Raw genomic sequence first — 25,537 nt, forward strand, 5'->3', positions numbered from 1 at the left:
AAACCGTGTTCACCACTGATTCTAGCGCAAGACCTCGCCAAAAACCGCCATTTTCCGTTGTGTTTTCAACGGTTCTTTCCGTTTTGGCCACATTCGGGGAGGGTTTCAGAGCAGATGGTGGTGGTCCAGCCATTTCATGGCCACGGCGCCGATGGGTATCCGCAGCCAATAGAAACCGACACGGTAGAGCAATGTGGCCGACAGGGCGATGGCCGGTGGCACGCCGGTGGAGGTGAAGGCGAAGGTCAGCGCCGCCTCGACCGCGCCCAGGCCGCCCGGGGTGGGCATCGCGCTGCCCAGGGTGTTGGCCAGCAGGAAGACGAAGACCGTCTCGATGAGGTTCGAGGGGCGCCCGAAGGCCATGAGCGCCGTCCAGAAGCCGAGGCCGGTGGACAGGGCGAGGATCATCGAGCCCACGATGCCGCCGGCGAGCTTGCTCGGCTGGCTCATCACCTCGACCAGCTGGTGGGCGTAGGAGCGCAGGATCGGCAGGTACTTGTCGATGACCAGGCGGCGCAGCGGCGTGATGGCCATGCACACGCACAGCGCCAGCACCACGGCGCCGATGACGATGATGAGGGTGTTGGTCGGCACCATGTCGGAGAGCATGTTGCGGCCGGTGAACAGGGCCATGAGCAGCAGCAGGACCACGGTGACCAGCCCCTGCACCGCCCAGGTGACGCTCATGATCGCGGTGGCGGTGGTGTTGCGGTAGCCGCTTTTGCGCAGGAACTGCAGGTTGACGAAGGCCGGGCCCACGCCCGCGGGCATCGACACGGCGGTGAAGCCGGAGGCCGCCTGCGAGCAGTAGAGCGAGAAGGGATGGCGCCGGTCGCGGTCCATGAAGGCGCCGAGGCTGATGGCCGAGCCGCCCCAGGCGATCAGGGAGCAGGCCAGGCAGGCCAGGGCCCAGCCGATCTTGGCGTGGCTCACCGCGCCGATGACCTCGTTGGGGCGCAGCTGGGTGAAGATGACCGCCGCGGCGATGATGGCCAGGGTGATCGAGAAGAAGGACTTGAAGTTGAAGCGCGCGATCTGCACCGGCTCGCTGCTCTCGCCCTCCTCGTCGTCGACCAGCGCGTTGAGCCCGTCGCGCACCTGGCCGAGCAGCTGCTTGTTCCAGCTCGGCAGCGTGCGGGTGGCCGAGGGGATCGCCACCTTCTGCACGAAGGGGGTGAGCGTGACGAGCGCCTCGTCGCCCCAGGCGCGCCTGGCCGCGGCCAGGGCCTTGTCGGTGCCGGCCAATGCGCCCAGCAGCACCAGCAGCTGCACCTTGTCGATGGCCGCGTTCGTGGCCGAGGAGGCGTAGTCGCCGTTCTGCCAGCCGACGATGGCGCATTTGCCCCCGATGCGGGTGAGGGTGTCGGCGGTGATGCGGCGGTGCGTGTAGCCGCGGTCGTTGGCCCGCTGCAGGTAGCGCATGAAGGCGACCATGCCCTCCTCGTCGAGCGTGGCGGTGCCGAAAGGCTCGGGCACGTCGGTGGCGTTGAACACCAGCACGCTCGACTCCTCGCTGTCGAAGACGCCGTAGGGGCTCGGCGTCGGCAGTCCGCAGGCGCGCAGGCCCAGCAGCATGGCGTAATGGTGGTGGTTGGCGTCGCTGGCGGAACGGTCGTGTCGCATCGAGACGCCGGTGAAGCGAAGGCCCTGCCAGAGCTGGTTGAGGTAGCCGGCGGCATGGGACTGCCCGTCGAGCACCGAGACGATATAGGAGCGGCCATCGGCGTCCGTGGCGTCGTAGATCCGCGAGTTCTCGGTCAGATCGTCCTCGAGCGCCATCCTAAGCACGCCGGAATCGCCCTTGGACGCGTCGTGGCGCCGCAGCTCCGCGATTTTCAGGCCGATGCCCCTGGCCGCCTGCACGATCTGCTCGCCCCAGAGCCCCTGGTTGCGGGTGCCGATGGCGAAGCGGATGACCAGGCCGATGACCCGGCCGACCGCGAAGGAGACGATGACCCCGGAGACCGAATGCCAGGAGATGACCACGAAGACGGCGGCGGCCACGAACAGGACGTTCCACCCCCATTTCACCGAGGTGCGCGAGCGGCGGGGGCCGGCCACCGTCAGGAAGGCGCCGAGGCCGGCGTAGAAGTCGGGCAGCATCGCCGCGCCCGCGCCCTCGCCGGGGGAGCGGATGGCCATCAGCAGCGCCGGCACCCCCAGACGCACCACCACCGTGGACAGCGTGAGGATGACCGCGTAGCCGAGGAACAACGCCACCACGGAGACGGCCGATTGCAGCCATTCGCGGTTGACGAGCAAGTGGACGAGCACGCCGATGACGATGATGAGGCTCGCCAGCTGCTGCAGCATCGAGGCGGGCATGTCGGTCAGCCAGTTGACCGCCCGGCCGGCGCTGCGCGCGTCGTACTCCACGCCGTTGGTGATGCCGCGCAGGTAGACGGCGAAGAAACTCATGCCGATGGCGAGCAGCAGGGCTCCGGCCGCGTGCAGCAGGTCGTTGAAGTTATGCGTGCGCTCCGGGGGCACGTCCTCGATCACCGGCGCCTGGGCCGTTGCGGCCTGCGGCGGCATTGCCTCCTCGCTCATCGCCGGTCGTAATCCACCAGTCGCGCCGCCAGACCGGTGTAGGTCGCGGGGGTGAGGGCCTTGAGCCTGGAGGCGGTCGCCTCGTCGAAGTCGAGCGAGTCGATGAAGGCCTCGATGTCGGCCTTGCCGATGGAATGGCCGCGCATGAGCTCCTTGACCTTCTCGTAGGGCTTGTCCATGCCGGGCCGCCCCGCGAACTCCTGGGCGCGCATCGCCGTCTGGATGGGCTCGCCGAGCACCTCCCAGTTGTCGTCGAGCTCGCGGGCGATGGCCTCGAAGTTCGGATGGATCGACTTCAGGCCGCCCAGAAGGTTGTCGAGCGCGAGCAGCGAATAGCCGAGCGCCGCGCCGATGTTGCGCTGGGTGGTGGAGTCGGTCAGGTCGCGCTGCCAGCGGCTTTCGACCAGGGTGTGGGCCAGGGTGTCGAGCAGCGAGCAGGAGAGCTCGAGGTTCGCCTCGGCGTTCTCGAAGCGGATCGGGTTGACCTTGTGCGGCATCGTCGACGATCCGGTCGCGCCCTTGACGGGCACCTGGGCGAAGACGCCGCGCGAGATGTACATCCAGACGTCCACCGCCAGGTTGTGCAGGATGCGGTTGGCGTGGCCGATGGCGCCGTAGAGCTCGGCCTGCCAGTCGTGGCTCTCGATTTGCGTGGTCAGTGGGTTCCAGGTCAGCCCCATGCGCTCGGTGACGAAGACGCGCGAGACGGCGAGCCAGTCGGTGTCGGGGCAGGCCACGGTGTGCGCGCCGAAGGTGCCGGTGGCGCCGTTGATCTTGCCGAGGTATTCCTGCTCGCCGACGTGGCCGAGCTGCCGGTTGAGGCGGTGGACGAAGACGGCGAGCTCCTTGCCCAACGTGGTGGGCGTGGCCGGCTGGCCGTGGGTGAGCGCGAGCATGGGCAGGTCCCTGAACTCGTCGGCCTTGCCCGCCAGGTAGTCGCTCAGCTCCCGTGCCCGGGGCAGCCAGATGCGTTCCACGGCGGCCTTCACGCAGCGGCTGATCGCCAGGTTGTTGATGTCTTCGGAGGTGCAGGCGAAATGGACCAGCGTCTTCAGGCCCGGCAGCTGCGTGCCCTCGCCGAGGACGCCCGCGGCCTTCTCGAGCTCGTCGTCGATGTAGTATTCCACGGCCTTCACGTCATGGTGCGTCTTCGCCTCGTAGGCGGCGTGGCGCGCGATGCCCTCCTCGCCGAAGTCGCGGGGTATGGCCCGCAGGTAGTCGCATTCGGCCTGGCTCAGCGGCCTGACGCCCGGCACGATGGGCTGGTTGCCGTTACCCTCGAAGCCGTTGGCCAGCATGATCATCCACTCGACTTCGACGGTGATGCGCTCGCGGTTGAGCGCGGGCTCGCTCAGGTATTCCACGAGCGGGGAGGTCTGGGCATGGTACCTGCCGTCCAGTGAGGTCAGTGCTATCGCCGGTGAGATGTCAGTCAACTGCATACTGGCCAGCCTACTGCCAGCCGTGAACCGTGTCGAGCCCGCCGGGCGGGTGTCCTCGCGCCGATTTCACGTGTTCCGGCGTGCCGTTCCAAGGCGGTGGTCGAGCGTGTTTCGCGGATCGTCTGGGCTCCATGAAGCGACGTCGTGGCGGGACGTCGTGGCGGGACGTCGTGGCGGGACGCCGTGCGGGCATCGCAGCAAGGTGCCATGGAGTGGCCGCGGCAAGGCGTCGTGCCGGGCGCCCATGCCGTGCGATTGCGCCGGATGATTGCCCCGGACGACCTAGCGGCGCATGCGCCCCTGCCAGTAGGTGGTCGATTCCAGCTCGCCGTCGAGGATGTCGTCGAAATGCCGCTCGTGGGCTTGCACCGCCGGCGAACCCAGGTCGGAGGCGTTGCGGTAGGCGGCCTGGTGGTACTTGAGCCAATGGGTGATCTCCTTGTCGTCCGGGGCGTCCCTGACGCGGGCGCCGTCGTACGGGTTGGCCAGCTTCGGGGCCTTTCCCGGCACGCACGAGCCATCGGCCATCACCTTGGCCCCTCCCTGGTCGCCCTCGCGTTCGGCGGTGCCGTGGATCGTCAGCCAGTTGAGCTTCGGGGCGTTGTCGGCCCCGTCGAGCGCCGCCACCAGCTCGTCGTCCATCTCCACGCTGGTCACCCAGGTCTTCGAGGGGATGGGATGGTTGGCGATGGGGGAGCCGGCGGTGACGATGTGCTCGATGTCGAACTCGTCGCTTCGGTCCGCCGCGATCTCGCCGGCCACGATGCCGCCCTGGGAATGGCCGATGAGCACCACCGGCTCGCCCCGCTTGATGCCCGCCCGGCGCATCGTCTCCACCACCATCCTGGAGCTGTCGGCGTCCATGCGCCGCTTGCGCTCGGCGCTCATCAGCTCCGCGTTCTGCTCCCAACCGAAGGGCGAATCGTGTTCGCCGTCGGTGCCGGGTATGGTGACCAGCCACGCCACGCTGCCGTCGGCACGCCGGTATTTCTGGATGGCGATGGTGGCATAGGTCAGCCCGCTGTCGAGCTGTATCTTGCCCAGCCTCTCCTCGGCCAGCCGCCGCAGGTTCTCCATGGCCTCCGAAACGGTGTGCGACTCGCCCACCACCTCGGTGTTGGCCTGGACCTTGGTGACCACCAGATGGTCGCCCTGCAGCAGGTTCTTGACCGTCGCTGTGGCCCCGGCGATCTTGGCCGCCCCCTCGTTGAGCTCGTCGGTCCTGCCGAGCTCCTCCCGTACGCTTATGTCGGCGACCCAGCCGCCCAGGGCGCCGGCGAGCCCCTGCTGGAATCTCCTGGTGGTGGTGAGCGCCCCGATGGGATTGCGCCTGCCGGAGTCGGCGCTGGTGGCCAGCGCCCCGCCCAGGGCGACCGCACCCATCGCCGCCAGGGTGTGCGCGGGCGCCAGACGCGCCGAAGCCTGCGTGGCCTCGGTGAAGGCCCTGCCGTTGCGCCGTTCGGCGTCGTCGTAGAGGCTGTGGGCGCGGATGAGCAGGTCGGCCATCTGCCCGAGGCTCCTGCGGATGGCCGCGCAACCGGCGGCGTGGCTCTGGCAACGTCGCTCGATCCGGTCATAGGGCAGGGTGGCGTGCCCGTGGCCCGCGGCCGCCGTGTCGCCGCCGGAGAGTGCGGGACAGATGGGCGTGGAGCGCCGTTGGCGTTGCAGTTGTATGGTGGCGTCGCTCCACGCGCGTCCCACGGCGTCGAGTTTGCGGGCCATGTCGTTGAGCTGCGCGGCCACGCGCTCGTATTGCGCCCGTTCGGCGACGCTCAGCTGGTGGCCGCCGCTCACCCTCGCCCGTACCTTCCAGCCCATCACGCACCTGCCCCACGTGCCATGCGCTCGGTGGCGCGGCACTCGTCGCACAGTGCGGTGGCGCGCGAGAGCAGCTCGCCCATGCGCTGCCGGAAGAGCATGGCGGCGTTGCCCTGCCAGTCCAACGCGCGGGCGTGGGCGGTGGTGCCGGCCAGCGAGGAGGTCGCGGCCGTGGTGGAGGTGTTCAGCGAGGCGAGCAGCGACTGCCCCTCGCGCACGGCCCGGTGGCACCCGCAGCCGCCGTCGGAGAGAAGTCCCTGCGGCGTCGCGGGGAACGCCGGGTATTGGTTGTTGATGAGGTTCATGCCCTCATTGTGGGCCGTGGACGGCGCGCGGCAAAGCGGTTTCGGGTGATGTGGTCGAACGGTTGGGGTTATCCACATTTCGGGCGTGTCGCGCCTGGGATCACCAGGGCTTGGCCTTGTTGCCCTCGTCGGTGGTGGTCTTGCCGTCCTTCTGCGCCCCGGAGGCCGGCTGGTTGGCCTTGAGGGTCTGCTCGATCTGCTTGCGCTGCTCGTCGCTCAGGCCCGGCGCCTCGTTGGAGGACTGCCCTGGCCGCCCCGCGCCCGCCTGTCCGCCCTTGCCCTGCTGGACGGCCAGCTTCTTGCTGGTCTTCTTGCTCATCGAATGCAGCACGGTCCGGTTGGCCTTGATGGAGGACCTGACCTGGGGCAGTAGCAGCGGTGCGAAGGTGTCGGCGCTCTCGAACTGCTGGTCGATCTGGTCTTGGCGGGTCTTCAGGCTTTGCAGGTCGCTTTCTGGGTTGTTGTAGGTGGCGATGGTCTGGTTGAGCGATGTGGTGGCCTGGTTGTAGGTGCTGATCGCCGAGATGTTGGCGCACACGAGCCCCGCGCCGGCCAGGAACGCCGCCGCGAAGACCCCCAGCGTGATCCTCACGGCCAGCGGCGCCATGGCCTTGCGGCGCTCGCCTGGCCGCCCCTGCCGGGCTCCGGCCGCCGGTGGTGCCGATGGCGTTGCCTTGGCCTTGGGGCCCTCGGCCGCGGCTTGCCGGCCGTTGCGATGGTGGTCGAATATCGTCATAGCAGCCTTCTTGATGTCGAGATCCAGGCGCCCAGCTCGCAGGCGAGCAATGCCACGAGGGCCATCGCCTCCGGCCAGATGACGGCCGTGACGCGCTCGTGTTTCTTCGGCGTCTGGGTGATCCTCCACCGGTTCGACAGCGGGGTCATGTCCCTGCCGGTGACGGTGTGGCTGTCGTCGAGCAGCACTGACTTGCCGCTCATCTCATCGGCGATGCCGGCGAGGTTCTTGGCGTCCAGCTTGGAGACGCCGGGCTGGCCGGTGTCCGGGTCCTTCACCCAGTCGCCCTGCTTGACGGAGCCGGGGGAGTCCGCGTCTCCGGCCGCGATCTCGGGGATGTTGCCGCCGGCCTTCGAGCCGACCCCGAGGGTGAAGGCGTCGTCGAGATAGTGGCGCAGGGGGGAGTAGGAGCGGCGCACCTTGGTGGAGGTCTGCTCGCCGTCGGTGATGACGTAGAGCACGATCCTGTCCTGCGGATGGCTGTTGCGCACGCTTTTGAGCTCCACGAGCAGCGGGTCGATCGGGGCGTCGAGGCTCGACCCGGCCGAAAGCGAGGTCGGCTCCGGCTGCAGGGCGTCGGCCCAGCCGCGTATCGCGCCCACGTCGGGGGTCAGCGGCACGTCCACCGTCGAGCTCGCCCCGAAGCGGGCGGCGGCGAAGTTGGAGTTCGGGTAGGACTTGGTCAGGTCGTCGATGGCGCGCTTGGCCGCGTCCAGCCTGGTCATCGTGTCCTTGGATCCGTAGGTGGCGTCCTTGACGGCCATGGAGCCGGTCACGTCGGTGGCCACCACCACGTCGGTGGCGTTGACCGCCCTGTTGGTGGTCCGTTCGACGGTGCTTGGCGTCAGCGCCATCACGGCCACGATCACGCATATCGCGCAGCGGCGGGCGCAGGCCCATGCCGTCTCGTCGCTCGAGCCGTCGGCGCGGCGGCGCACGTGCACGACGACGACCGCGCAGGCCAGCGCCAGCATCACCACTGCGAGCGCGATGCCCGCCGGCCAGCCGAGGGCCGGCGCGAGTTTCCATTGGTTCATCGTCTCAGCCTCCAAGCCAGCCCCAGCCACGCGGCCAGCGCCACCGCCAGCGCCAGCGTCCACCAGCCGGGGGCGTCTACGAGGGCGGCGCGCCGGTTCTGGCGTTCGGCGCGGCTCTTGCGCCTCTCGATGTCACGCACGAGCCGGTCGACCGACTGCCCGGAATGCACCGAGGAGTATTCGCCGCCGTGCGAGGTGATCTCGCGCCTCATGTCGAGCGTGGTCTTGTCGTTCTCCTGGCTCTTGTCGCCGGCGTAGAGCCCGTCGACGGTGATGCCCGCCTTGCGCGTCAGATCGAGCGCCGAGCCGAGCGTATAGGTGGATTTGCCCGAGATATTGTCGGTGGCCAGCACGATGGAGCGCTTCGAGGCGTCCGTGCCCTTCCGGGCGGTGCCGTAGGTGAAGCCCGGAAGCATCGCGGCGCAGCTGACCAGCCCGTCGCCGATCAGCGAGGTCATGTCCTTGCGGTTCTGCGTGCCCTCGATGAGGTCCGAGAAGTCCTGCGAGGTGCGCGAGTCGAGCTTGTCGATCTTGTCCTGCGAGGAGACCTTGCCGAGGATGTCGCTGGCCTTCTTCAGCTGGCCGGACGCCAGGTCGTAGTCGTCGGTCAAGGGGAAGAGGGTGCGCGAGGTGGAGTTGAACAGGCTCAGCCCGATGCGCTCGCCCTTGAAGTTGTCGACCAGATGGCGGTAGGTCTCCAGTACCTGGTGATCGTAGGAGAGCATCGAGGGGGAGACGTCCATGCACAGCACGATGTCGCGGTTGCTGGCGCGCTCGTCGCCCTCGTCGATCGTCGAGGGACGGGCCACCATCGCCACCGAAAGCGCCAGAGCCACCGCCAGCGCCGCCACGGCGAAGCGGCCGAGCAGACGCCACTGGTGGAAGCGGGCCGATATGCGCTCGGTGTTGAGCTCGTCGTCCATGCCGAAGACGGGCAGCAGGGTCCGCCGGCCCTTGCGCCGGGCCGACACCACGACCATGGCGATCACGACGGCCAGGGCGGCCAGTGCCGCCACGAGCCCGATCCAGGGCCAACGCCATTGCAGGTTCGTCTCCAGGTTCATCGACGCCACCTTTCAATGAGAGTCGACACCCATTCGCCGGCCTGGGCCACACTGGTCTGCCGCGCGGTCGCGTTGATGGCCTCGTCGGCGAATTCCGGGGGATAGAGGGCGCTCAGCGTCTGGCGCAGCAGGGCGATGCCATGGGCGTTGGCGGTGGTGCTCGGCTCATGGCCGATGTCGGAGAGCGTGTGGGCGCTCAGGTCCCTGCCGGTCTGCTGCGAGGCGAAGTCGCGGGCCACCTCGGCCAGCTGCGCCAGAGCGTCGTCACGGCTGATGGCGCCATGCTCATGGCTGTCGACGATGGCCTGGATGCGTGCGCGCCATGGCGAGAGCCCGTTGCCGGTGATGTGCGCGCCCTGGGGGCGCGGGGCCGCTTTCCTGCGGCGCGGCCGCGAGAGCAGGACGATGGCGACGATGAGCGCCACGGCGGCCAGCAGGCAGAGCGCCAGCGCCCAGAAAAGCACGGCGGGCATGGCGATGGTGCCCTGCGGCTTCAGCTTCTGGCCGGCGGCGGTGGCATGCGCCGCGATCGGGCAAAGGAGGAAAGTGGAGGTTGGTGTGCTCATCGGGCGTCCACCCCCGAAAACGCCAATGCCGCGTCGGGTGCCATGGGGGCCAGCGGCGCGCGCCTGAGCGTGGTGGAGAGCAGGTGGATGAACGCGTCGAACATGCCCTGGCTCGACGAGGCGCGGATCATCGTGGCGTTGTTGCGGCGCAGCTCCTGCTCGAGGCGCGCGGCCATGTAGCTGCGGTGACGGTCCACCGCCTCGGCGCTGCCGCCGCCGCGCATGAAGGCCGGCACCCGCCTGCCGGACCCGCCGTCGGCCACCGAGCCGAAGGGGTATTGGGCGAAGGGATTGAGGGTGGAGACGACCACCATGATGAGCGGATGGCCCATCGCGATGTTGCGGATCGCGCGCAGATGGCGCTCGCCGATGGCGTGCTCGTCGGTGGCGATGACCACCAGCGAGCTCTTGGAGCCGATGGTGGGGATGTAGTCGAGAAGGGCGTCGATGTTCCTGTTGACGGCGGTGGCGTGGGCGAGCCCGTCGTCGATGGTCCGCTCGAAGCGTGCCAGCCCGCCCTTGAACGGCACGCGGGTGATGCTCGCGCCGTCGGCGAAGGTCAGCGAGATCTGGTCATGGCGCTTGGCGCTCAGCGAGGCGAACATGCACAGCCCGTTGGCGGCGACCTCCAGGGCCGTCTCGCCGGAGGGGCACATGCCCGTCATCTCCAGGCCGGTGTCGACGAACAGGTGGATGCGCGAGGTCACCAGCCGCTCGCGTTCGATGACCATGGGCCGGCCGGTGCGCGCGCTCATCTTCCAGTCGATGAGCCTGGCCTCGTCCTCCGGGGTATAGGGGCGTGCCTCGAGCGGCTCGTCGCTGCCGTTGAAGCGGTGCGAATGGTGCTCGCCCTCCATCACGCCCAGCGCCCGGCGCACCGTGGGCAGGCTCAGGCGCGAGGAGAGCGCCTCGATCTTCCTGCGGACCGCGGCGCTTTGCTTGGCCTGCTGACTCATGGCACCGGCACCGTGGCAACGATGGAGTCGATGATCTGGTCGGTGCTCGCCCCGTCGGCCTGGGCCTCGAAGGTCAGCAGGATGCGGTGGCGCAGCACCTCGTGGATGAAGGCCCTGATGTCCTCGGGCACCACGTAGTCGCGTCCGTTGAGCAGCGCCTGCGCCTGGCCGATGCGGATCAGCGCGATGGAGGCGCGGGGGCTGGCCCCGAGGCGCACGCGCGAGGCGAGGCCCTGGATCGGATGCGTGCCGGCGCCGCGGGTGGTGGCCACCAGGTCGACGACGTAGTTCATGATCGCGCTCGAGACGTGCACGCGGCGCGCCTCGGCCCTCATGAACTCCACGTCGGCGATGGAGAGCACGTCCTGGCCCATCAGGGCGGGGTCGGCCACGTCGGTGCCGCGCTTGGCCAGCAAGGCGAGCATGCGCTGCTCCTCGTCGGTGTTGGGGTAGGTCATGACCGCCTTCATCATGAAGCGGTCCATCTGTGCCTCGGGCAGCGTGAAGGTGCCCTCCTCCTCGATGGGGTTCTCGGTGGCGATGACCATGAAGGGCTTGGGCAGACTGATGCGTTTGCCGCCGATCGTGGTGGCGCCCTCCGACATGGCCTCGAGCATGGCGGACTGCGTCTTGGCGTTGGAGCGGTTGATCTCGTCAAGCAGCACGAAGTTGGCGTGGATGGGTCCGATCTGGGTGCTGAAGCTCTGCTTGGCGAAGTCGAAGACCTGCGTGCCCACCAGGTCGGAGGGCATGAGGTCGGGGGTGCACTGCACCCTGCGGAAGGAGCCGGAGACCGATGTCGCCAGCGTCTGCGCCGCGGTGGTCTTGGCCAGGCCGGGCACCGATTCGATCAGGATGTGCCCGCCGGCCACCATGGTGGTGATGAGGGCCTCGCGCAGCTGGTCCTGGCCGATCAGCGTCTGCGCGAACCGCGCCCTGATGCGGTCGGCGAGCCGTTTCGTCCTGGCGCTGGCGCTGACCGCCGAGTTCGTGGCGGCCGGGGCGGGGACGGCGCCTCCGCGCTGCTGTGGCATCTGGGGATGGGGTGGAAATATTGCCATGAGCCTGTCTCTTCACTTCATTGAGTCCGTTTTGACGTATATCTAGGGCATTGTAGTGGCCGCCGGCGATGATTCAGCGGTCAGCCGCCAATCGACAGGCCGCGCGCCCATGCGCTGAAGCGCCTCGTTGGTCCGCGAGAAGGGACGGGAGCCGAAGAAGCCGCGCGAGGCCGAAAGCGGGCTGGGGTGCGGCGACTTGATGATGAAGGCGTTGGTGAGCAGCGGTTCCAGGCTCTGCGCGTTGCGGCCCCAGAGGATCGCCACCAGCGGCTTGGGGCGGCCCTGCCCGTCCTTGCGGTCGTTGAGCGCGCGCACGGCGGCGTCGGTGATCGCCTCCCAGCCCTTGCCATGGTGGCTGTTGGGCCGGCCGGCCTGCACGGTCAGACACCGGTTGAGCAGCATCACGCCCTGCCGGCACCAGGGGGTGAGGTCGCCGTTTTCGGGGATGGGCAGGCCGAGGTCCGTGTTCATCTCTTTGTAGATATTTTGTAAACTTTTCGGCACCGGTCGCACGTCCGGCGCCACGCAGAAACTCAGTCCCACGGGGTGCCCCGGCGTGGGATAGGGGTCCTGGCCGACGATAAGGACCCTGATCGAGTCGAAGGGGATGGTGAACGCCCGGAGGATGTTGCGGCTGGCGGGCAGGTAGCGGCGCCCGGCGCGCAGCTCGCCGCGCAGGAAGTCGCCCATGCGGTGCACGTCCGGCTCCACGTCGGAAAGGGCCTCGGCCCAGCCTTTTTCCACCAGTTCGCTCAGCGGTTTGACATGTGTCTGCTGTGTCTCGTTCATGGGAACGATTCTAGGAGCCAGGGCCTATCTCGTCCCCGGCTTTCCGCGGGGGTGCCGTGCCTGTATGGTGCGTATGACGTCCGGTACGACAAATGGTGTCATACAAACGTTGTCGCAGTAGGGCTTCGGAGGTCCGGCGCGGAAACGCTTTGACGGTGCCGGCGGTTAAAGTTGTAGACTGGTTTATTGAAAAGGGATTTGCACGGAAGGAATAAAATGGCTCACGACGAAGAGAACTCCTTTGATTCGCTTCAGAAGGATGTGTTCGACAACCCACCCCAGGGGCCGGTCGGGGTACATCGTGGCAACACCCCGCTGATCAAGCGCCTGATTCCCTATATCGTCGTCCTCGTCGTGGCGGTGCTCGCGGGCCTGCTGGTCTACGGCATCTATTCCGGCAATCTGTCCAAGGCCTTCGGCGGCCATGAGGACACCCAGCAGCAGACGGTGGCGCCCAAGAAGGTTGTCAAGAAGAAGGTCGTGAAGAAGAAGACCGTCAAGAAGGACGATTCCGCCGCCACCCAGCAGCAGCCCGCGCCCACGGTCAACAAGTCGACCGCCGTCGCCGTCATCAACGCCACGCAGACCTCCGGCTACGCCAAGCAGAAGGCGGCCGTGCTGCAGAACGCCGGCTACACCCAGGTCTCCGCGGCCAACCCCACCGGCCAGGTCCCCTCCTCCTCGGTGGTCTACTACCAGAACGACGCCGACAAGGCGACCGCCCAGGACGTGGCCAACCTGCTCGGCATCTCCGCGGTGCAGCAGCAGACCGGCACCTCCGCGCCGATCGAGGCCGTGCTGCTCAACTGAGTCTCCTGTCTCGAACGCCCGTCGCACACCGGCGGGCGTTTCGCTTGCCGGTCGCCTGTCATTCGTCCGTATTAGTTGTCTCTACGGCGTGTTGCCGTGCAAATGACCATACGAGTGCATATACTTGTGCCTAAGCCGCAAAGGGCGTTCGGAATCAGCCGGATGCTTGCTCAGTTTGGTGTGGCTTCTCGAATGAGAGAATGGTTATTATGGCACAAGGTACCGTGAAATTCTTCAACGCTGGCAAAGGCTACGGCTTCATCAGCCCTGATGATGGAAGCGAAGATGTCTTCGTCCATTACTCGGCTATCCAGAGCGAGGGCTTCAAGAAGCTCGACGATGGAGACAAGGTCGAGTATGAGTTCGAGCAGGGCCCCAAGGGCCTGCAGGCCACCACGGTCACCAAGCTGTGAACGCATAGGTCTTTAACGCTTTAGTCGGAACCGGTTCCGGTGCGCTTTCTGGCGCGCCGGGCCGGTTCTGTCGTATCCGGAGGTCTGCGCGGTTCCGTTTCATGCCAACAGCGCAATTTCGCCGGTATTGGCACTCGGGCATCGAGAGTGCTAATCTGTGGGTTAGCACTCGAAATCCGACAGTGCTGACCGGCAGCTGACGGCCGGTCGCGCCGGTTCGGGTCGAGAGTGGGCAACAAAACCGTATAGCCATATGTGGAGGAACAATGGCAAAGATGATTGCATACGACGAGGAAGCTCGCCAAGGAATGCTCGCGGGCCTCGATGAGCTCGCCAACACCGTCAAGGTCACGCTGGGCCCCAAGGGCCGCAACGTCGTGCTCGATAAGTCCTACGGCGCTCCCACCATCACCAACGATGGCGTCTCGATCGCCAAGGAGATCGACCTCGAGGACCCGTACGCCCGCATCGGCGCGGAACTGGTCAAGGAAGTCGCCAAGAAGACCGACGACGTCGCCGGTGATGGCACCACCACCGCCACCGTGCTCGCCCAGTCGCTCGTGCACGAGGGCCTGAAGAACGTGGTCGCCGGCTCCAACCCGATCGCGCTGCGTCGCGGCATCGAGAAGGCCGCCGACACCGTGGTCAAGGAGCTCGTCTCCGTGGCCAAGGACGTCGAGACCAAGGACCAGATCGCCGCCACCGCCACGATCTCCGCCGCCGATTCCGAGGTCGGCGAGAAGATCGCCGAGGCGCTCGACAAGGTCGGCCAGGACGGCGTCGTGACCGTCGAGGACAACAACCGCTTCGGCCTGGACCTCGAGTTCACCGAGGGCATGCGCTTCGACAAGGGCTACATCTCCCCGTACTTCGTCACCAACGCCGACGAGCAGAGCGCCGTGCTCGAGGATCCCTACATCCTGCTCACGAGCGGCAAGCTCTCCAGCCAGGAGGACGTGGTGCACATCGCCGAGCTCGTGATGAAGAGCGGCAAGCCGCTGCTGATCATCGCCGAGGACGTCGACGGCGAGGCGCTGCCCACCCTGATCCTCAACAAGATCCGCGGCACCTTCAACTCCTGCGCCGTCAAGGCCCCTGGCTTCGGCGACCGCCGCAAGGCCATGCTGCAGGACATCGCGATCCTGACCGGCGCGCAGGTCGTCTCCGACGATCTGGGCCTGAAGCTCAACTCCGTGGACATGTCGGTGCTGGGCACCGCCAAGAAGGTCATCGTCTCCAAGGACGAGACCACCATCGTCTCCGGTGGCGGCTCCAAGCAGGAGGTCGAGGACCGCGTCACGCAGATCCGCGCCGAGATCGAGAACACCGATTCCGACTATGACCGCGAGAAGCTGCAGGAGCGCCTGGCCAAGCTGGCCGGCGGCGTCGCCGTCATCAAGGTCGGCGCGGCCACCGAGGTCGAGGCCAAGGAGCGCAAGCACCGCATCGAGGACGCGGTGCGCAACGCCAAGGCCGCCATCGAGGAGGGCCTGCTGCCCGGCGGTGGCGTCGCGCTCGTCCAGGCCGCCAAGAAGGCCGAGGACTCCAAGGAGATCAAGGCTTTGGCCGACGAGGAGGCCACCGGTGCCGCCATCGTCTTCCGCGCCGTCGAGGCCCCGATCAAGCAGATCGCCGAGAACTCCGGCGTCTCCGGTGACGTGGTCTTCAACAAGGTGCGCGAGCTGCCCGAGGGCCAGGGCTTCAACGCCGCCACCAACACCTACGAGGACCTGCTCGAGGCAGGCGTGGCCGACCCGCTCAAGGTCACCCGCTCCGCCCTGCAGAACGCCGCCTCCATCGCCGGCCTGTTCCTGACGACCGAGGCCGTCGTGGCCAACAAGCCCGAACCGCCGGCCGCTCCGGCGCAGGGTGGCCAGGACATGGGCTACTGATCGGTAGGTGAGGCCGGGCCCCGGGAGGGGCAGGGCCTGCGCATCCGATGAACGTGCGCTTCCGCCCTTGCGGCGGGAGCGCACGTTTGCTGTCTGCGCGGTGTCGCGCACGCGTCGGCGAGCGCTTGCCGCCGCGCCCGCCTATCGCGTGGCGAAGAGGCGCGAGGCCTGGCTCTCGGCGTCGGAGTAGACGTTGGAGGCCTGCGTCAGGGCCCGTTGGATCGACTCCAGCGACTGCTCCATCTGCTGCTGGGCCGAGCGCCATTGCGCCGCCACTGCGTTGAACTGGGTGGCCGCGCCGCCCTTCCAGACGCCCTGCAGCGCGTTGAGGTTGTTGTACATCCCCGACACCGCCTCGCGTATCGAGCCCACGGAGGCGGAGACCGCCCCACTCGCGCTCTGGATCTGTTCCGAATCGACTTGGTACTGTGGCATGTTCGCTTCTTTCTCTGTCTGGTTGTGCTTGTCGTGCCGGCGGCGGTTTCCTCTGAGGTGGAACCCAGCCGCTAGAATCGAGCGTATGTCTGATGGCAACGAAACTCGGCCGATTCCGGCCACTGTGGTCGAACGCTTCGGCGAAACGCGCCCCCTCGGCGTGTCGCGTGCCCTCGAAAGTGGCCTGAGGGCGCTCTGCGCAACGCTTGCCACCGTATTGACGGCCGTATTGTGGATAACTCTCCCCGCCGGCTCCGCCATGGCCCAGGACGCCCCCAAGGCCCCCATGCGCCAGACGGTCTCCGCCAACATCACCGACCCGCAGAACCTGCTGGGCGGAAGCGTCTCCAAGGTCTCCGACGAGATCGCCTCCACCCGCGAGAAGACCGGCGTCAACGTGCGCCTGCTCTACCTGGAGCAATTCGCCGGCGCCAAGGACCCGAACGCGTGGGTGGCCGGGGTGCTCAGGTCGCTCAAGCCCGCGCCCAACACCGTCATGCTCGCCGTGGCCTCCAAGGACGGCAAGCTGGTGGTGGCCGCCTCGCAGAACTCGGACCAATGGCTCAAGAGCTCCGGCAACGTCGACAAGCTCTCCCAGGCGGCGCTCGACCCGATCGACAGGACCGACGTGCCCGACTGGTCCGGCTCGGCCATCGCCATGATGGAGGAGATCAAGACCCTCAAGCGCCATTCGACCATGATGCGCACCGCGCTCGTCGTGGCCATCGTGGTGGTGGCGCTGCTCGCCGTGGCGCTCATCGTCTTCGTGCTCGTCAGGAGGAACCGGTCCGGTGGAGGCAAGGGTCGCCAGGCCGGTGATGCGGCGGACGCTGGCGGCACAGGAGATGCGTCCATCGCCGGATCGGGAGGCAAACGTGTCTCCGGGAGCAAGGGAACCGGAGGGCCGTCGGGGCCACGCCACAAACGCCATTAGCTCCGGCGGCGGCCCGAGCCGTTGCGGCGCGTCGTATGGATGGCGGTCGGCTCGGTAGGGCATCGCCATGCAACGGTCGGCAACGATGCCCGCCAACATATGCCCATGGCATAGTTTTCGGCACAGGTACTACGTAAGTCCAGGCTTCATCAGGTATCCAAAAGCCATGCCGCTCAAGGCAAGGCCGGCCTTGTGCGTCCTCTGCGGCCCCGTCCCTCGCGGCCAGCGGTCCGCGTATCGTTGGGCGTACAGGCGGCGTTCAGGAAACGTTCAGAGTGGAGGGCGAGGCTTACAGCATGAGCAAAACAATAGAAGCGTCGATCGTGGTGGTGGACGACGAGCCGTCCATCCGTGAGCTGCTGGTGGCCTCGCTGCATTTCTCCGGGTTCGCGGTCAAGACCGCGGCCTCCGGGTCCGAGGCCATCGAGGTCATCGAGAAGACCCACCCCGACCTCATCGTCCTGGATGTCATGCTGCCCGACATCGACGGCTTTACCGTCACCCGCCGCATCCGCCAGGAGGGCATCGACGCCCCGGTCCTCTTCCTCACCGCCCGCGACGACACGCAGGACAAGGTGATGGGGCTGACGGTGGGCGGCGACGACTACGTCACCAAACCCTTCAGCCTCGAGGAGGTCGTCGCACGCATCCGCGCCATCCTGCGCCGCACCCGCGAGCAGGTGGAGGACGACCCGATCATCCGCGTCGGCGACCTGGAGATCAACGAGGACTCGCACGACGTGACGCGCGCCGGCCAGTCCATCGACCTGAGCCCCACCGAATACAAGCTGCTGCGCTACCTGATGGACAACGAGGGGCGCGTGCTCTCCAAGGCCCAGATCCTCGACCACGTCTGGCAGTACGACTGGGGCGGCGACGCGGCCATCGTCGAATCCTACATCTCCTACCTGCGCAAGAAGGTCGACGGCATCGAGGTCGCCGGCGAGGACGGCGCCAAGCGCAAGGTCGACCCGCTGATCGAGACCAAGCGCGGCATCGGCTACATGATCCGCGCGCCCAAGAGCGCCACGGGGCAGTGATGGACATCGTCCGGCAGCCGGTCCCGGTTCCGGCCCCAGCTCCAGGCGCCGGCTCCATGCCACCGCAGTCAGGCCCCGGGGCACAGGAGCCCACGGGCCGTTTCGCCAGGCTGCGCAACCGCGCCGTGCACCGCTTCGACGCCGTGCCGCTCTCCACCAAGCTGGTGGCCTGCATGCTGGTGCTGCTCATGGTCGGCACCTTCGGCATCTCGCTGACGATCCGCCAGCTGGTCGGCAACTACCTGCTGGGCAAGACCGACGAGCAGCTACTTGACCAGGCCCAGCTGGTCTATAACAACGTCGACCTGCTCAGCCAGCGTGATGACGACGGCACCTCGGCGGGGCCCAACGACTACTTCATGCAGATCCGCGACGTGGAGGGCAACATCGTCAGCACACCGTTGGTGCCCGTGCTGCGCGACAACATCATCGCCGAGCCGGTGCTGCCCGCCAGCGGCTCGAAGGGCAAGATCGAGCTGGGCAAGCCGTTCACCACCGGCTCCAAGGTGCGCACCGTCAGTGGGGGAGGCCAAAACGACAGCCGCGCGCTCGAGGATGCCCAGGCCCCTTGGCGAGTGCTCGCCCTCGAAGGCCGCGAGCGGGGCCCCGACGGCACCAGCGTGGTGAGGATGGTCGTCTACATCGGCGTCTCCCTGGGCGACCAATACGACATCACCAAGACGCTCACGCAGTACTCGATACTGGTGAGCATCATCATCGTGCTGCTCGGCGCCGTGGCCGCCACGTTCATCATCCAGCGCACGCTGCTGCCGCTCAAGCGCATCGAGAAGACCGCCGCTCAGATCGCCGCCGGTGACCTGAGCCAACGTGTGCCCACCATGCCCGTCAACACCGAGGTCGGCTCCCTGGCCGCCTCCCTCAACGCCATGCTCGCCCGCATCGAGCACGGCTTCCGCGAGCAGCAGGAGACCACCGAGAAGATGAAGCGCTTCGTCTCCGACGCCAGCCACGAGCTGCGCACCCCGCTGGCCACCATCCACGGCTATTCCGAGCTCTACAGCATGCAGCGCGAGCTGCCCGGGGCCCTCGAGCGCGCCGACGAGTCGATCGAGCACATCGAGGCCTCCAGCTCGCGCATGACACTCTTGGTGGAGGACCTGCTCTCGCTGGCCCGGCTCGACGAGGGCCGGGGCATCGACCTCAACCAGGACGTGCGGCTGGACGCGGTGCTGCGCGACGCCGCCGACGACCTGCACGCCCTCGACCCCGAGCGCGCCATCCGGCTGGGCGTGGTGAGCCTGGAACACACCCATACCGGGCCTTCGCGGCTGGGATTGGTGGAAGGCGAGCTGCCGCAGGTCGGCCTTCACGGCGACACCTCGCGCCTGCGCCAGGTCGTCACCAACATCGTGGGCAACATCCACCGCTACACCCCCTCCGACTCCGCCGTGGAGATCGGGCTGGGCCGCGTGCCGGCCGCGCTGGGCCCTGACGAGCTGGAGCATATGCCGTCCACCGAGAGGTCGCTGCGCCGGTTCCTCGACGCCGCCGAGGCGACGCAGGCCACGCACGCCGGGATGAGCTGCGCGGTCTTCAGGTTCATGGACCACGGCCCGGGCGTGCCCGCCGACCGCCAGTCGCAGATCTTCGAGCGCTTCTACACCGCCGATCCCTCGCGCGCCCGCCAGAAGGGCGGCACCGGGCTGGGCATGTCGATCGCGCAGGCGGTGGTGCGGGCCCATCACGGACTCATATCCGCCTCCAACACCCCCGGCGGCGGCCTCACGCTCACCGTCGTGCTGCCCATCGCGCCCTTCGTCGCCGACGAAACGGAGCAGGACGACGGCCGTGGCGACGCCAATGGCCATGCCGGCAAGCCAGGCAAGTCCGGCAAGTCCGCGAGGACGGGCAAGGCCGGCAGGGGCGCCAGGGCCGAGAAGTCGGGCATGGGCAGGAAGCTGCACCACATGCGCCGCGAACATGAGCGCAAGGCGAAACCGGCCTCCTAGCCCAGGGTGGTGCGCGGGGCCGCGCCTTCGTTGCCGTGGGCGGCGATACGTGGCCCGGCGCGACCGCGTATTTTCCCCTTGGCGCCCGGCCCGCGCGGGTTTGCATAGCGGTTGGGCTAAAATGGAGGAATAGTGGACAAATATCGGCCGGGCATCGCCCGACACGGTCATCAATGAGGCAGTGAGGTGTGCGATGCCCAGCGGTAAAGTGCGTTGGTTCGATCAGAAACGTGGCTATGGATTCATCACCGATGACCAGGGCAACGACGTGTTCCTGCCGGCCGCGGCCCTGCCGCAAGGCACGCATACGGTGCGCAAGGGCGCCAAGGTCGTCTTCTCCGTGGTCGACGGACGCAAGGGGCCCCAGGCGATGGACCTGCAGGTCTCCGGGCCCGCGCCCTCCATTGTGCGCGCCACCCGGCCCAGTCCGGACGACATGGCCGCTATCGTGGAGGACCTGATCAAGCTGCTGGATTCGGCGGGCAACCACCTGCGCCACCACCGCTACCCGTCGCAGGCCGAAAGCGGCAAGCTCGCGGCACTGCTGCGCGCCGTCGCCGATGATTTCGATGTCGAGGATTGAAGAGGTTATGACAGAAGATACGTTGGATCCCAAAGCGCTCGCGAAATCCGTGGCGGTCGTCTCCGCCGACGAGCCCGGCGACGTGGGCGATTTCGCCAGCCAGGTCGAGCTCGGCGACAACGTCACCGACTTCCGCTTTACCTGCCGCAGGCGCGGCTACGAGGGCTGGCAGTGGGCCGTGACCCTTTACCACGACGAGGAACAGGACCGCTGGACGGTCAACGAGTCCTCGCTGGTGCCCACCGACGATTCCCTGGTCGCCCCCGCCTGGGTGCCTTGGAAAGACAGGCTCGAGGCCGAGGACATCTCGGTGACCGACGCGCTGGGCACCGACCCGGACGATTCGCGCATGGAGGACGGCTTCCGTCGCACCGGGCCCGCACAAGGTGAATCCAGTGCCGACGACGGCAAGGTCACTGGAAGTGACGACGGTGCCAACACCGGCAAGGCCGGGACCGGTGCCACGCCGGAGGGCAAGCCTGCCGATGCCACCGGCGGGAACGGCAAGGACATCGACCCCGAGACCGGGCTGAGCATCGACGCCGAGGAAGCGATCGAGGACTTCCACCTCTCGCGACGCCACGTGATGAGCCCTCTTGGCCGCTCGCAGACTGCGAAGCGTTGGTATGAGGGCCAGCACGGCCCCAAGTCGCTCTCCACCAAGACCGGCGGTGGCAACCTGTGCTCCACCTGCGCCTTCTTCATCGGTCTCAAGGGCGATCTCGACACCATGTTCGGCGTATGCGCCAACCGGTGGAGCCCCGACGATGGCCGCGTGGTCTCCATCGACCACGGCTGCGGCGAGCACTCCGAGATCGAGGAGGCCGAGCCGACCAGGCTGTGGGTGCAGTCCAAGCCCGCCTTCGACGACCTGCACATCGACATCATCGCCCAGAAGCCACGCGAGGAGCGCGGCCAGGTCGAGCTCATCGAGTCCCTGGACGGCGATGAGGACGACGAAAGCGCCGATGACGATGATATCGAGCGCCATGCCGTCCCCGCCTCCGAGGCCGATCGGGACGACGTGTCGGACGATGACGCGGCGCCATCCGAGGTCAGCGCCGTCACCGACGTGGAGTCGACGATCGACCTGGCAGCAGGCGATGGGTCGGACGATGACGGGTCCGATGACGACGTTGAGGGCGACGATGGCGATGCCGACGACGAGTCGAACGCCACCGATGGTGCCGATGACGACGACACCGACGATGCCGATGACACTGACGACTCGGATGATGAATCCGATGGTGTCGACGAAGCCGATAACGCCGATGACGATGCCGATGGCAAGGCCGCGACTACGGCGCCGTCGAATGGCAGTGGCGATGTCGAAGATGATGCCGACGACACCGCTGGCACCCATGCCGACACCGACACGGATACGGACACGGACACCGACCCGGACACCGACGATACCGATACCAGTGACGCCACTGATGCCGATATCAGCGCCACCGCCGACACGGCCCCCGCCGACGACGCGCCGGGCGACGAGTGACCCGTGCCGAACCCAATCGGAACCCGTCTGTCCCGTTGTTTGCGCGTGTCCGCGCCGTTTGTTGCGTTCTCAGCGCAAAAGGTGTGGCGCGGGAAATAAACGTCACTCTGAATCGGTAGAGTGAAATGGACTATCAAGAAGTGGAAGGACAAGTATGTTCGAACGGTTTACTGACCGCGCCCGTCGTGTGATCGTGCTGGCGCAGGAAGAAGCCAAAGCCCTCCAACACAACTATATCGGCACCGAACATCTGTTGCTCGGCCTGATTCGTGAAGGCGAAGGAATCGCGGCCAAGGCGCTCGCGGCCAAAGGCGTGACGCTGGAAGACACCCGCAAGCAGGTGGAGGAGATGATCGGCAAGGGCAACGCCGCGCCGGATGGTCATATTCCGTTCACTCCACACGCCAAGCAGGTGCTCGAGCTGAGCCTGCGCGAGGCGCTGCAGCTGGGCCATAGCTATATCGGCACCGAGCACATCCTGCTCGGCCTGATCCGCGAGGGCGAGGGCGTCGGCACCCAGGTGCTCATCAAGATGGACGTCGACCTGGGAGAGCTGCGCAGTTCCACCATCGACCTCATCCGCGGCAACTCCGGTGGCGCCGAGGGCGAAGGCAAGGGCGACCTGGCCAACGCCGGCGGCGTGGAGAACAAGGGCCGCCAGTCCGGCTCCGCCATCCTCGACCAGTTCGGACGCAACCTCACGGCCGAGGCCGCTGACGGCAAGCTCGACCCGGTCATCGGCCGCGCCAAGGAGATCGAGCGCGTGATGGTGGTGCTCTCCCGTCGCACCAAGAACAACCCCGTGCTCATCGGCGAGCCCGGCGTCGGCAAGACCGCCGTCGTCGAGGGCCTGGCCGAGAAGATCCACGTGGGCGACGTGCCCGAGACCCTCAAGGACAAGCAGGTCTATTCGCTCGACCTCGCCTCCATGGTGGCCGGCTCGCGCTACCGCGGCGACTTCGAGGAACGTCTGAAGAAGGTCTTGAAGGAGATCAAGACCCGCGGCGACATCATCCTCTTCATCGACGAGATCCACACCATCGTCGGCGCCGGCTCGGCCGACGGCGCGCTGGGTGCCTCCGATATCTTGAAGCCGATGCTCGCGCGTGGCGAGCTGCAGACCATCGGCGCCACCACCACCGAGGAATACCGCAAGTACATCGAGAAGGACGCCGCGCTCGAACGCCGCTTCCAGCCCATCCAGGTGGAGGAGCCGTCCATCGCCGACACGATCGACATCCTCAAGGGCCTGCGCAGCCGCTACGAGAACCACCACAAGGTGACCATCACCGACGGCGCGCTCCAGGCCGCCGCCGAGCTCTCCTCCCGCTACATCCAGGACCGCAACCTGCCCGACAAGGCCATCGACCTGATCGACGAGGCCGGCGCGCGCCTGCGCATCAAGCGCCTCACCGCCCCGCCGGAGTTGAAGGAGCTCGACGGCAAGATCGCCAAGGTCTCCGACGAGAAGGACAAGGCCATCAAGGGCCAGGACTTCGAGAAGGCCGCCGAGCTGCGCGACCAGGAAGGCAAGCTGCAGACTGAGCGCAAGGAGAAGGAGAAGACCTGGCGCGAGGGCGGCAGCGACGTCAAGATGGTCGTCGACGAGGACGTGATCGCCCAGGTCGTCTCCTCGACCACCGGCATCCCCGTCTTCAAGCTCACTCAGGCCGAGTCCAAGAAGCTGCTGAACATGGAGTCCGAGCTGCACAAGCGCATCATCGGCCAGGACGAGGCGGTCTCCGCGCTGTCCCGCTCGATCAGGCGCACGCGCGTGGGCCTGAAGGACCCGAAGCGCCCTGCGGGCTCGTTCATCTTCGCCGGCCCCACCGGCGTGGGCAAGACCGAGCTGGCCAAGGCGCTGGCGCAGTTCCTCTTCGACGACGAGGACGCGCTAATCCGCGTCGACATGTCCGAGTTCTCCGAGAAGTACGCCGCCTCGCGCCTCTTCGGCGCCCCTCCGGGGTACGTTGGCTACGAGGAGGGCGGCGAGCTCACCGAGAAGGTGCGCCGCAAGCCGTTCTCCGTGGTGCTCTTCGACGAGATCGAGAAGGCCCATCCCGACATCTTCAACACGCTGCTGCAGGTGCTCGACGACGGCCACCTGACCGATGGCCAGGGCCGCAAGGTGGACTTCAAGAACACCATCATCATCCTCACCACCAACCTCGGCACCAAGGACATCGCCAAGGCCGCCAACACCGGCTTCAGCTCCGGGGTCGACAAGGAGTCGAGCTACGAGCGGATGAAGGGCGAGGTGACCAGCGAGCTCAAGCAGCAGTTCCGCCCCGAGTTCCTCAACCGCCTCGACGACATCATCGTCTTCCGTCAGCTCACCAAGGAGCAGGTCCGCCAGATCGTGGACCTCGACCTGGGCCAGCTCAACGACCGTCTCTTCGAGCGCCACATGTCGCTCGAGCTCACCGACGGCGCCAAGGACCTGCTCGCCGAGAAGGGCTTCGACCCGCTGCTGGGCGCCCGTCCGCTGCGCCGCGTCATCACGCGCGACATCGAGGACGCCGTCTCCGAGCAGATCCTGATGGGCAAGCTCAAGAACGGCGAGAAGGTGGAGGTCGACGCCGAGGGCGAGGGCATCCTGGGCGAGTTCACCTTCAAGGGCGAGCCGTTCGAGGACCCGAGCGCCAAGAACGGTTCCGCCGATGCCGATGCCGATGGCAAGCAGCCCGAGCTGGTGGGTGATGGCGCGCCGGCCGATGCTGGTGACGCCGCGGCAGACGGTTCCGGAGACGCTCCGGCCGCTCCGTCGTCGCCGGCAGGGTCCTCCGCGGATTCCGGTGCCGCTTCCGACGTTTCCGCCAATGGCACGGATGACGCAGGCAAGGATGGTACGGGCACATCCGCTGACTGACATCCAGCCGACAATGCACTGAAAGGGCTCGACTCCACAAGGAGTCGGGTCCTTTTTCGTATTCAGTGTTCCGGGATGGCACGGGGGCGAGCAAAATCAGTGAAACCTCCGATAAAGCGTGAGTTTCCTCGCATGTCAGTCGGCGGCTGCGTCGAAAAGCAGATAACCTGCCCTGTAATTCTGCTTTTCAACGCAGGGATGGGTAAACAGGCGTCGGAAAGCAGAACAACCAATCCAAAACGCTGCTTTTGGTCGCAGCTGTGGGAAGAGCGAATGGGGGGCTGATAATCTGCAATCAAGAGAAATTAGCAACATCGATATGGGTACCCAAGGAAGGATACAGGCGATGCGAAGGAATGTGCGAGGGGTTATCGTCACGGTTGCGGTACTGCTGTGCGTCGGTAGTCTGGCAGGGTGCGGAGCCAAGAGATCGGAACCGAGCGCCAGCGACGTCGCGGACAGATTCTCGGCCATGGACCAATACAGTGTCGATCCCGATGGCGACGCCACCACTGTCACCACGTCCAAAAGCGGCAACATCTATGTTCTGGCCTATCGCGATGATTTGAAAGACATGAAAGCCGAAAGCTGCACGGTCGACGGCAATCCCATGAAGGCAAGTACCGAAGACCTCAACCATCCGGATTCCAAAGGCAAGAATCTTTTCGCGTTCGCGCAGGCAAAGATCGGACAGGCCGGTGACCATAGGCTCAGCTGCAACCAGCCAGGAACCGCCAAGCTGAAAGCTCTGTTCGAAACCGCAGAATAA

At 66.9% G+C, this 25,537-nt stretch carries 22 protein-coding genes; 10 read left to right on the forward strand and 12 right to left on the reverse strand.

The window, feature by feature from the left end; all coding sequences use genetic code 11:
* Positions 1-105: 105 nt before the first annotated feature.
* From PT282_RS03095 to PT282_RS03145, 11 genes are all read right to left on the reverse strand, one after another.
* The gene (locus PT282_RS03095) at positions 106-2,550 is read right to left on the reverse strand and encodes a lysylphosphatidylglycerol synthase transmembrane domain-containing protein (RefSeq protein ID WP_277168111.1); all 2,445 of its coding nucleotides are present in this window, start codon (positions 2,548-2,550) and stop codon (positions 106-108) included.
* On the reverse strand, positions 2,547-3,992 hold the full coding sequence (purB, locus tag PT282_RS03100) for an adenylosuccinate lyase (RefSeq protein WP_277168112.1): 1,446 nt from the start codon (positions 3,990-3,992) through the stop codon (positions 2,547-2,549). The genes PT282_RS03095 and purB overlap by 4 nt, the downstream gene beginning before the upstream one ends.
* A 282-nt stretch (positions 3,993-4,274) precedes the next feature.
* Positions 4,275-5,810 carry an alpha/beta fold hydrolase gene (locus tag PT282_RS03105; RefSeq protein WP_277168113.1) on the reverse strand — a complete coding sequence of 512 codons (1,536 nt, stop codon included), beginning with the start codon at positions 5,808-5,810 and terminating at the stop codon, positions 4,275-4,277.
* The gene (locus tag PT282_RS03110) at positions 5,810-6,115 is read right to left on the reverse strand and encodes a hypothetical protein (RefSeq protein ID WP_277168114.1); all 306 of its coding nucleotides are present in this window, start codon (positions 6,113-6,115) and stop codon (positions 5,810-5,812) included. Before PT282_RS03110 ends, PT282_RS03105 begins: the two co-directional genes overlap by 1 nt.
* Before the next feature lie 100 nt (positions 6,116-6,215).
* Positions 6,216-6,851 (reverse strand): DUF6466 family protein, encoded by a 636-nt coding sequence (locus PT282_RS03115; RefSeq protein ID WP_277168115.1) that lies wholly within the window; start codon positions 6,849-6,851, stop codon positions 6,216-6,218.
* Positions 6,848-7,888: a VWA domain-containing protein gene (locus PT282_RS03120; RefSeq protein WP_277168116.1), complete on the reverse strand. Its 1,041-nt coding sequence runs from the start codon at positions 7,886-7,888 to the stop codon at positions 6,848-6,850. Before PT282_RS03120 ends, PT282_RS03115 begins: the two co-directional genes overlap by 4 nt.
* Complete coding sequence (locus tag PT282_RS03125) at positions 7,885-8,952, reverse strand: VWA domain-containing protein (RefSeq protein ID WP_277168117.1); 1,068 nt, start codon at positions 8,950-8,952, stop codon at positions 7,885-7,887. The genes PT282_RS03120 and PT282_RS03125 overlap by 4 nt, the downstream gene beginning before the upstream one ends.
* Positions 8,949-9,518 carry a hypothetical protein gene (locus PT282_RS03130; RefSeq protein ID WP_277168118.1) on the reverse strand — a complete coding sequence of 190 codons (570 nt, stop codon included), beginning with the start codon at positions 9,516-9,518 and terminating at the stop codon, positions 8,949-8,951. Before PT282_RS03130 ends, PT282_RS03125 begins: the two co-directional genes overlap by 4 nt.
* On the reverse strand, positions 9,515-10,474 hold the full coding sequence (locus tag PT282_RS03135) for a DUF58 domain-containing protein (RefSeq protein ID WP_277168119.1): 960 nt from the start codon (positions 10,472-10,474) through the stop codon (positions 9,515-9,517). Before PT282_RS03135 ends, PT282_RS03130 begins: the two co-directional genes overlap by 4 nt.
* Positions 10,471-11,535 (reverse strand): MoxR family ATPase, encoded by a 1,065-nt coding sequence (locus PT282_RS03140; protein WP_277168120.1) that lies wholly within the window; start codon positions 11,533-11,535, stop codon positions 10,471-10,473. Before PT282_RS03140 ends, PT282_RS03135 begins: the two co-directional genes overlap by 4 nt.
* Positions 11,536-11,577: 42 nt before the next feature.
* A complete protein-coding gene (locus PT282_RS03145; RefSeq protein ID WP_277168121.1) occupies positions 11,578-12,324 on the reverse strand; it encodes a uracil-DNA glycosylase in 747 nt (248 codons plus the stop codon).
* Between the two features lie 216 nt (positions 12,325-12,540).
* On the opposite strand from PT282_RS03145, the gene PT282_RS03150 reads away from it, so the two are divergent.
* From PT282_RS03150 to groL, 3 genes are all read left to right on the forward strand, one after another.
* Entirely contained in the window at positions 12,541-13,134 is a 594-nt protein-coding gene (locus PT282_RS03150; protein WP_277168122.1) for a LytR C-terminal domain-containing protein, read from the forward strand.
* Between the two features lie 209 nt (positions 13,135-13,343).
* Positions 13,344-13,547 (forward strand): cold-shock protein, encoded by a 204-nt coding sequence (locus PT282_RS03155; RefSeq protein ID WP_277168123.1) that lies wholly within the window; start codon positions 13,344-13,346, stop codon positions 13,545-13,547.
* 266 nt (positions 13,548-13,813) lie between these two features.
* The gene (gene groL / locus PT282_RS03160; RefSeq protein ID WP_277168124.1) at positions 13,814-15,439 is read left to right on the forward strand and encodes a chaperonin GroEL; all 1,626 of its coding nucleotides are present in this window, start codon (positions 13,814-13,816) and stop codon (positions 15,437-15,439) included.
* Positions 15,440-15,580: 141 nt separating this feature from the next.
* Here the strand turns inward: groL and PT282_RS03165 are convergent, their stop codons facing one another.
* Entirely contained in the window at positions 15,581-15,874 is a 294-nt protein-coding gene (locus PT282_RS03165) for a WXG100 family type VII secretion target (protein ID WP_277168125.1), read from the reverse strand.
* Positions 15,875-15,959: 85 nt separating this feature from the next.
* On the opposite strand from PT282_RS03165, the gene PT282_RS03170 reads away from it, so the two are divergent.
* The 7 genes from PT282_RS03170 to PT282_RS03200 all read left to right on the forward strand — a co-directional run bounded on the left by PT282_RS03170 (position 15,960) and on the right by PT282_RS03200 (position 25,537).
* On the forward strand, positions 15,960-16,808 hold the full coding sequence (locus PT282_RS03170) for a TPM domain-containing protein (protein ID WP_277168126.1): 849 nt from the start codon (positions 15,960-15,962) through the stop codon (positions 16,806-16,808).
* A 296-nt stretch (positions 16,809-17,104) separates the two neighbouring features.
* On the forward strand, positions 17,105-17,848 hold the full coding sequence (locus tag PT282_RS03175; RefSeq protein ID WP_277168127.1) for a response regulator transcription factor: 744 nt from the start codon (positions 17,105-17,107) through the stop codon (positions 17,846-17,848).
* A 56-nt stretch (positions 17,849-17,904) separates the two neighbouring features.
* Positions 17,905-19,818, forward strand: a complete 1,914-nt coding sequence (locus tag PT282_RS03180) for an ATP-binding protein (RefSeq protein WP_374114134.1) — start codon at positions 17,905-17,907, stop codon at positions 19,816-19,818.
* Between the two features lie 193 nt (positions 19,819-20,011).
* Complete coding sequence (locus tag PT282_RS03185) at positions 20,012-20,401, forward strand: cold-shock protein (RefSeq protein WP_277168128.1); 390 nt, start codon at positions 20,012-20,014, stop codon at positions 20,399-20,401.
* Between the two features lie 7 nt (positions 20,402-20,408).
* A complete protein-coding gene (locus PT282_RS03190) occupies positions 20,409-21,899 on the forward strand; it encodes a DUF3027 domain-containing protein (protein ID WP_277168129.1) in 1,491 nt (496 codons plus the stop codon).
* 154 nt (positions 21,900-22,053) lie between these two features.
* Entirely contained in the window at positions 22,054-24,768 is a 2,715-nt protein-coding gene (locus PT282_RS03195; RefSeq protein ID WP_277168130.1) for an ATP-dependent Clp protease ATP-binding subunit, read from the forward strand.
* A gap of 319 nt (positions 24,769-25,087) precedes the next feature.
* Complete coding sequence (locus tag PT282_RS03200) at positions 25,088-25,537, forward strand: hypothetical protein (RefSeq protein WP_277168131.1); 450 nt, start codon at positions 25,088-25,090, stop codon at positions 25,535-25,537.

It is taken from the genome of Bifidobacterium sp. ESL0763, from assembly GCF_029433395.1.
Taxonomy (GTDB): domain Bacteria; phylum Actinomycetota; class Actinomycetes; order Actinomycetales; family Bifidobacteriaceae; genus Bifidobacterium.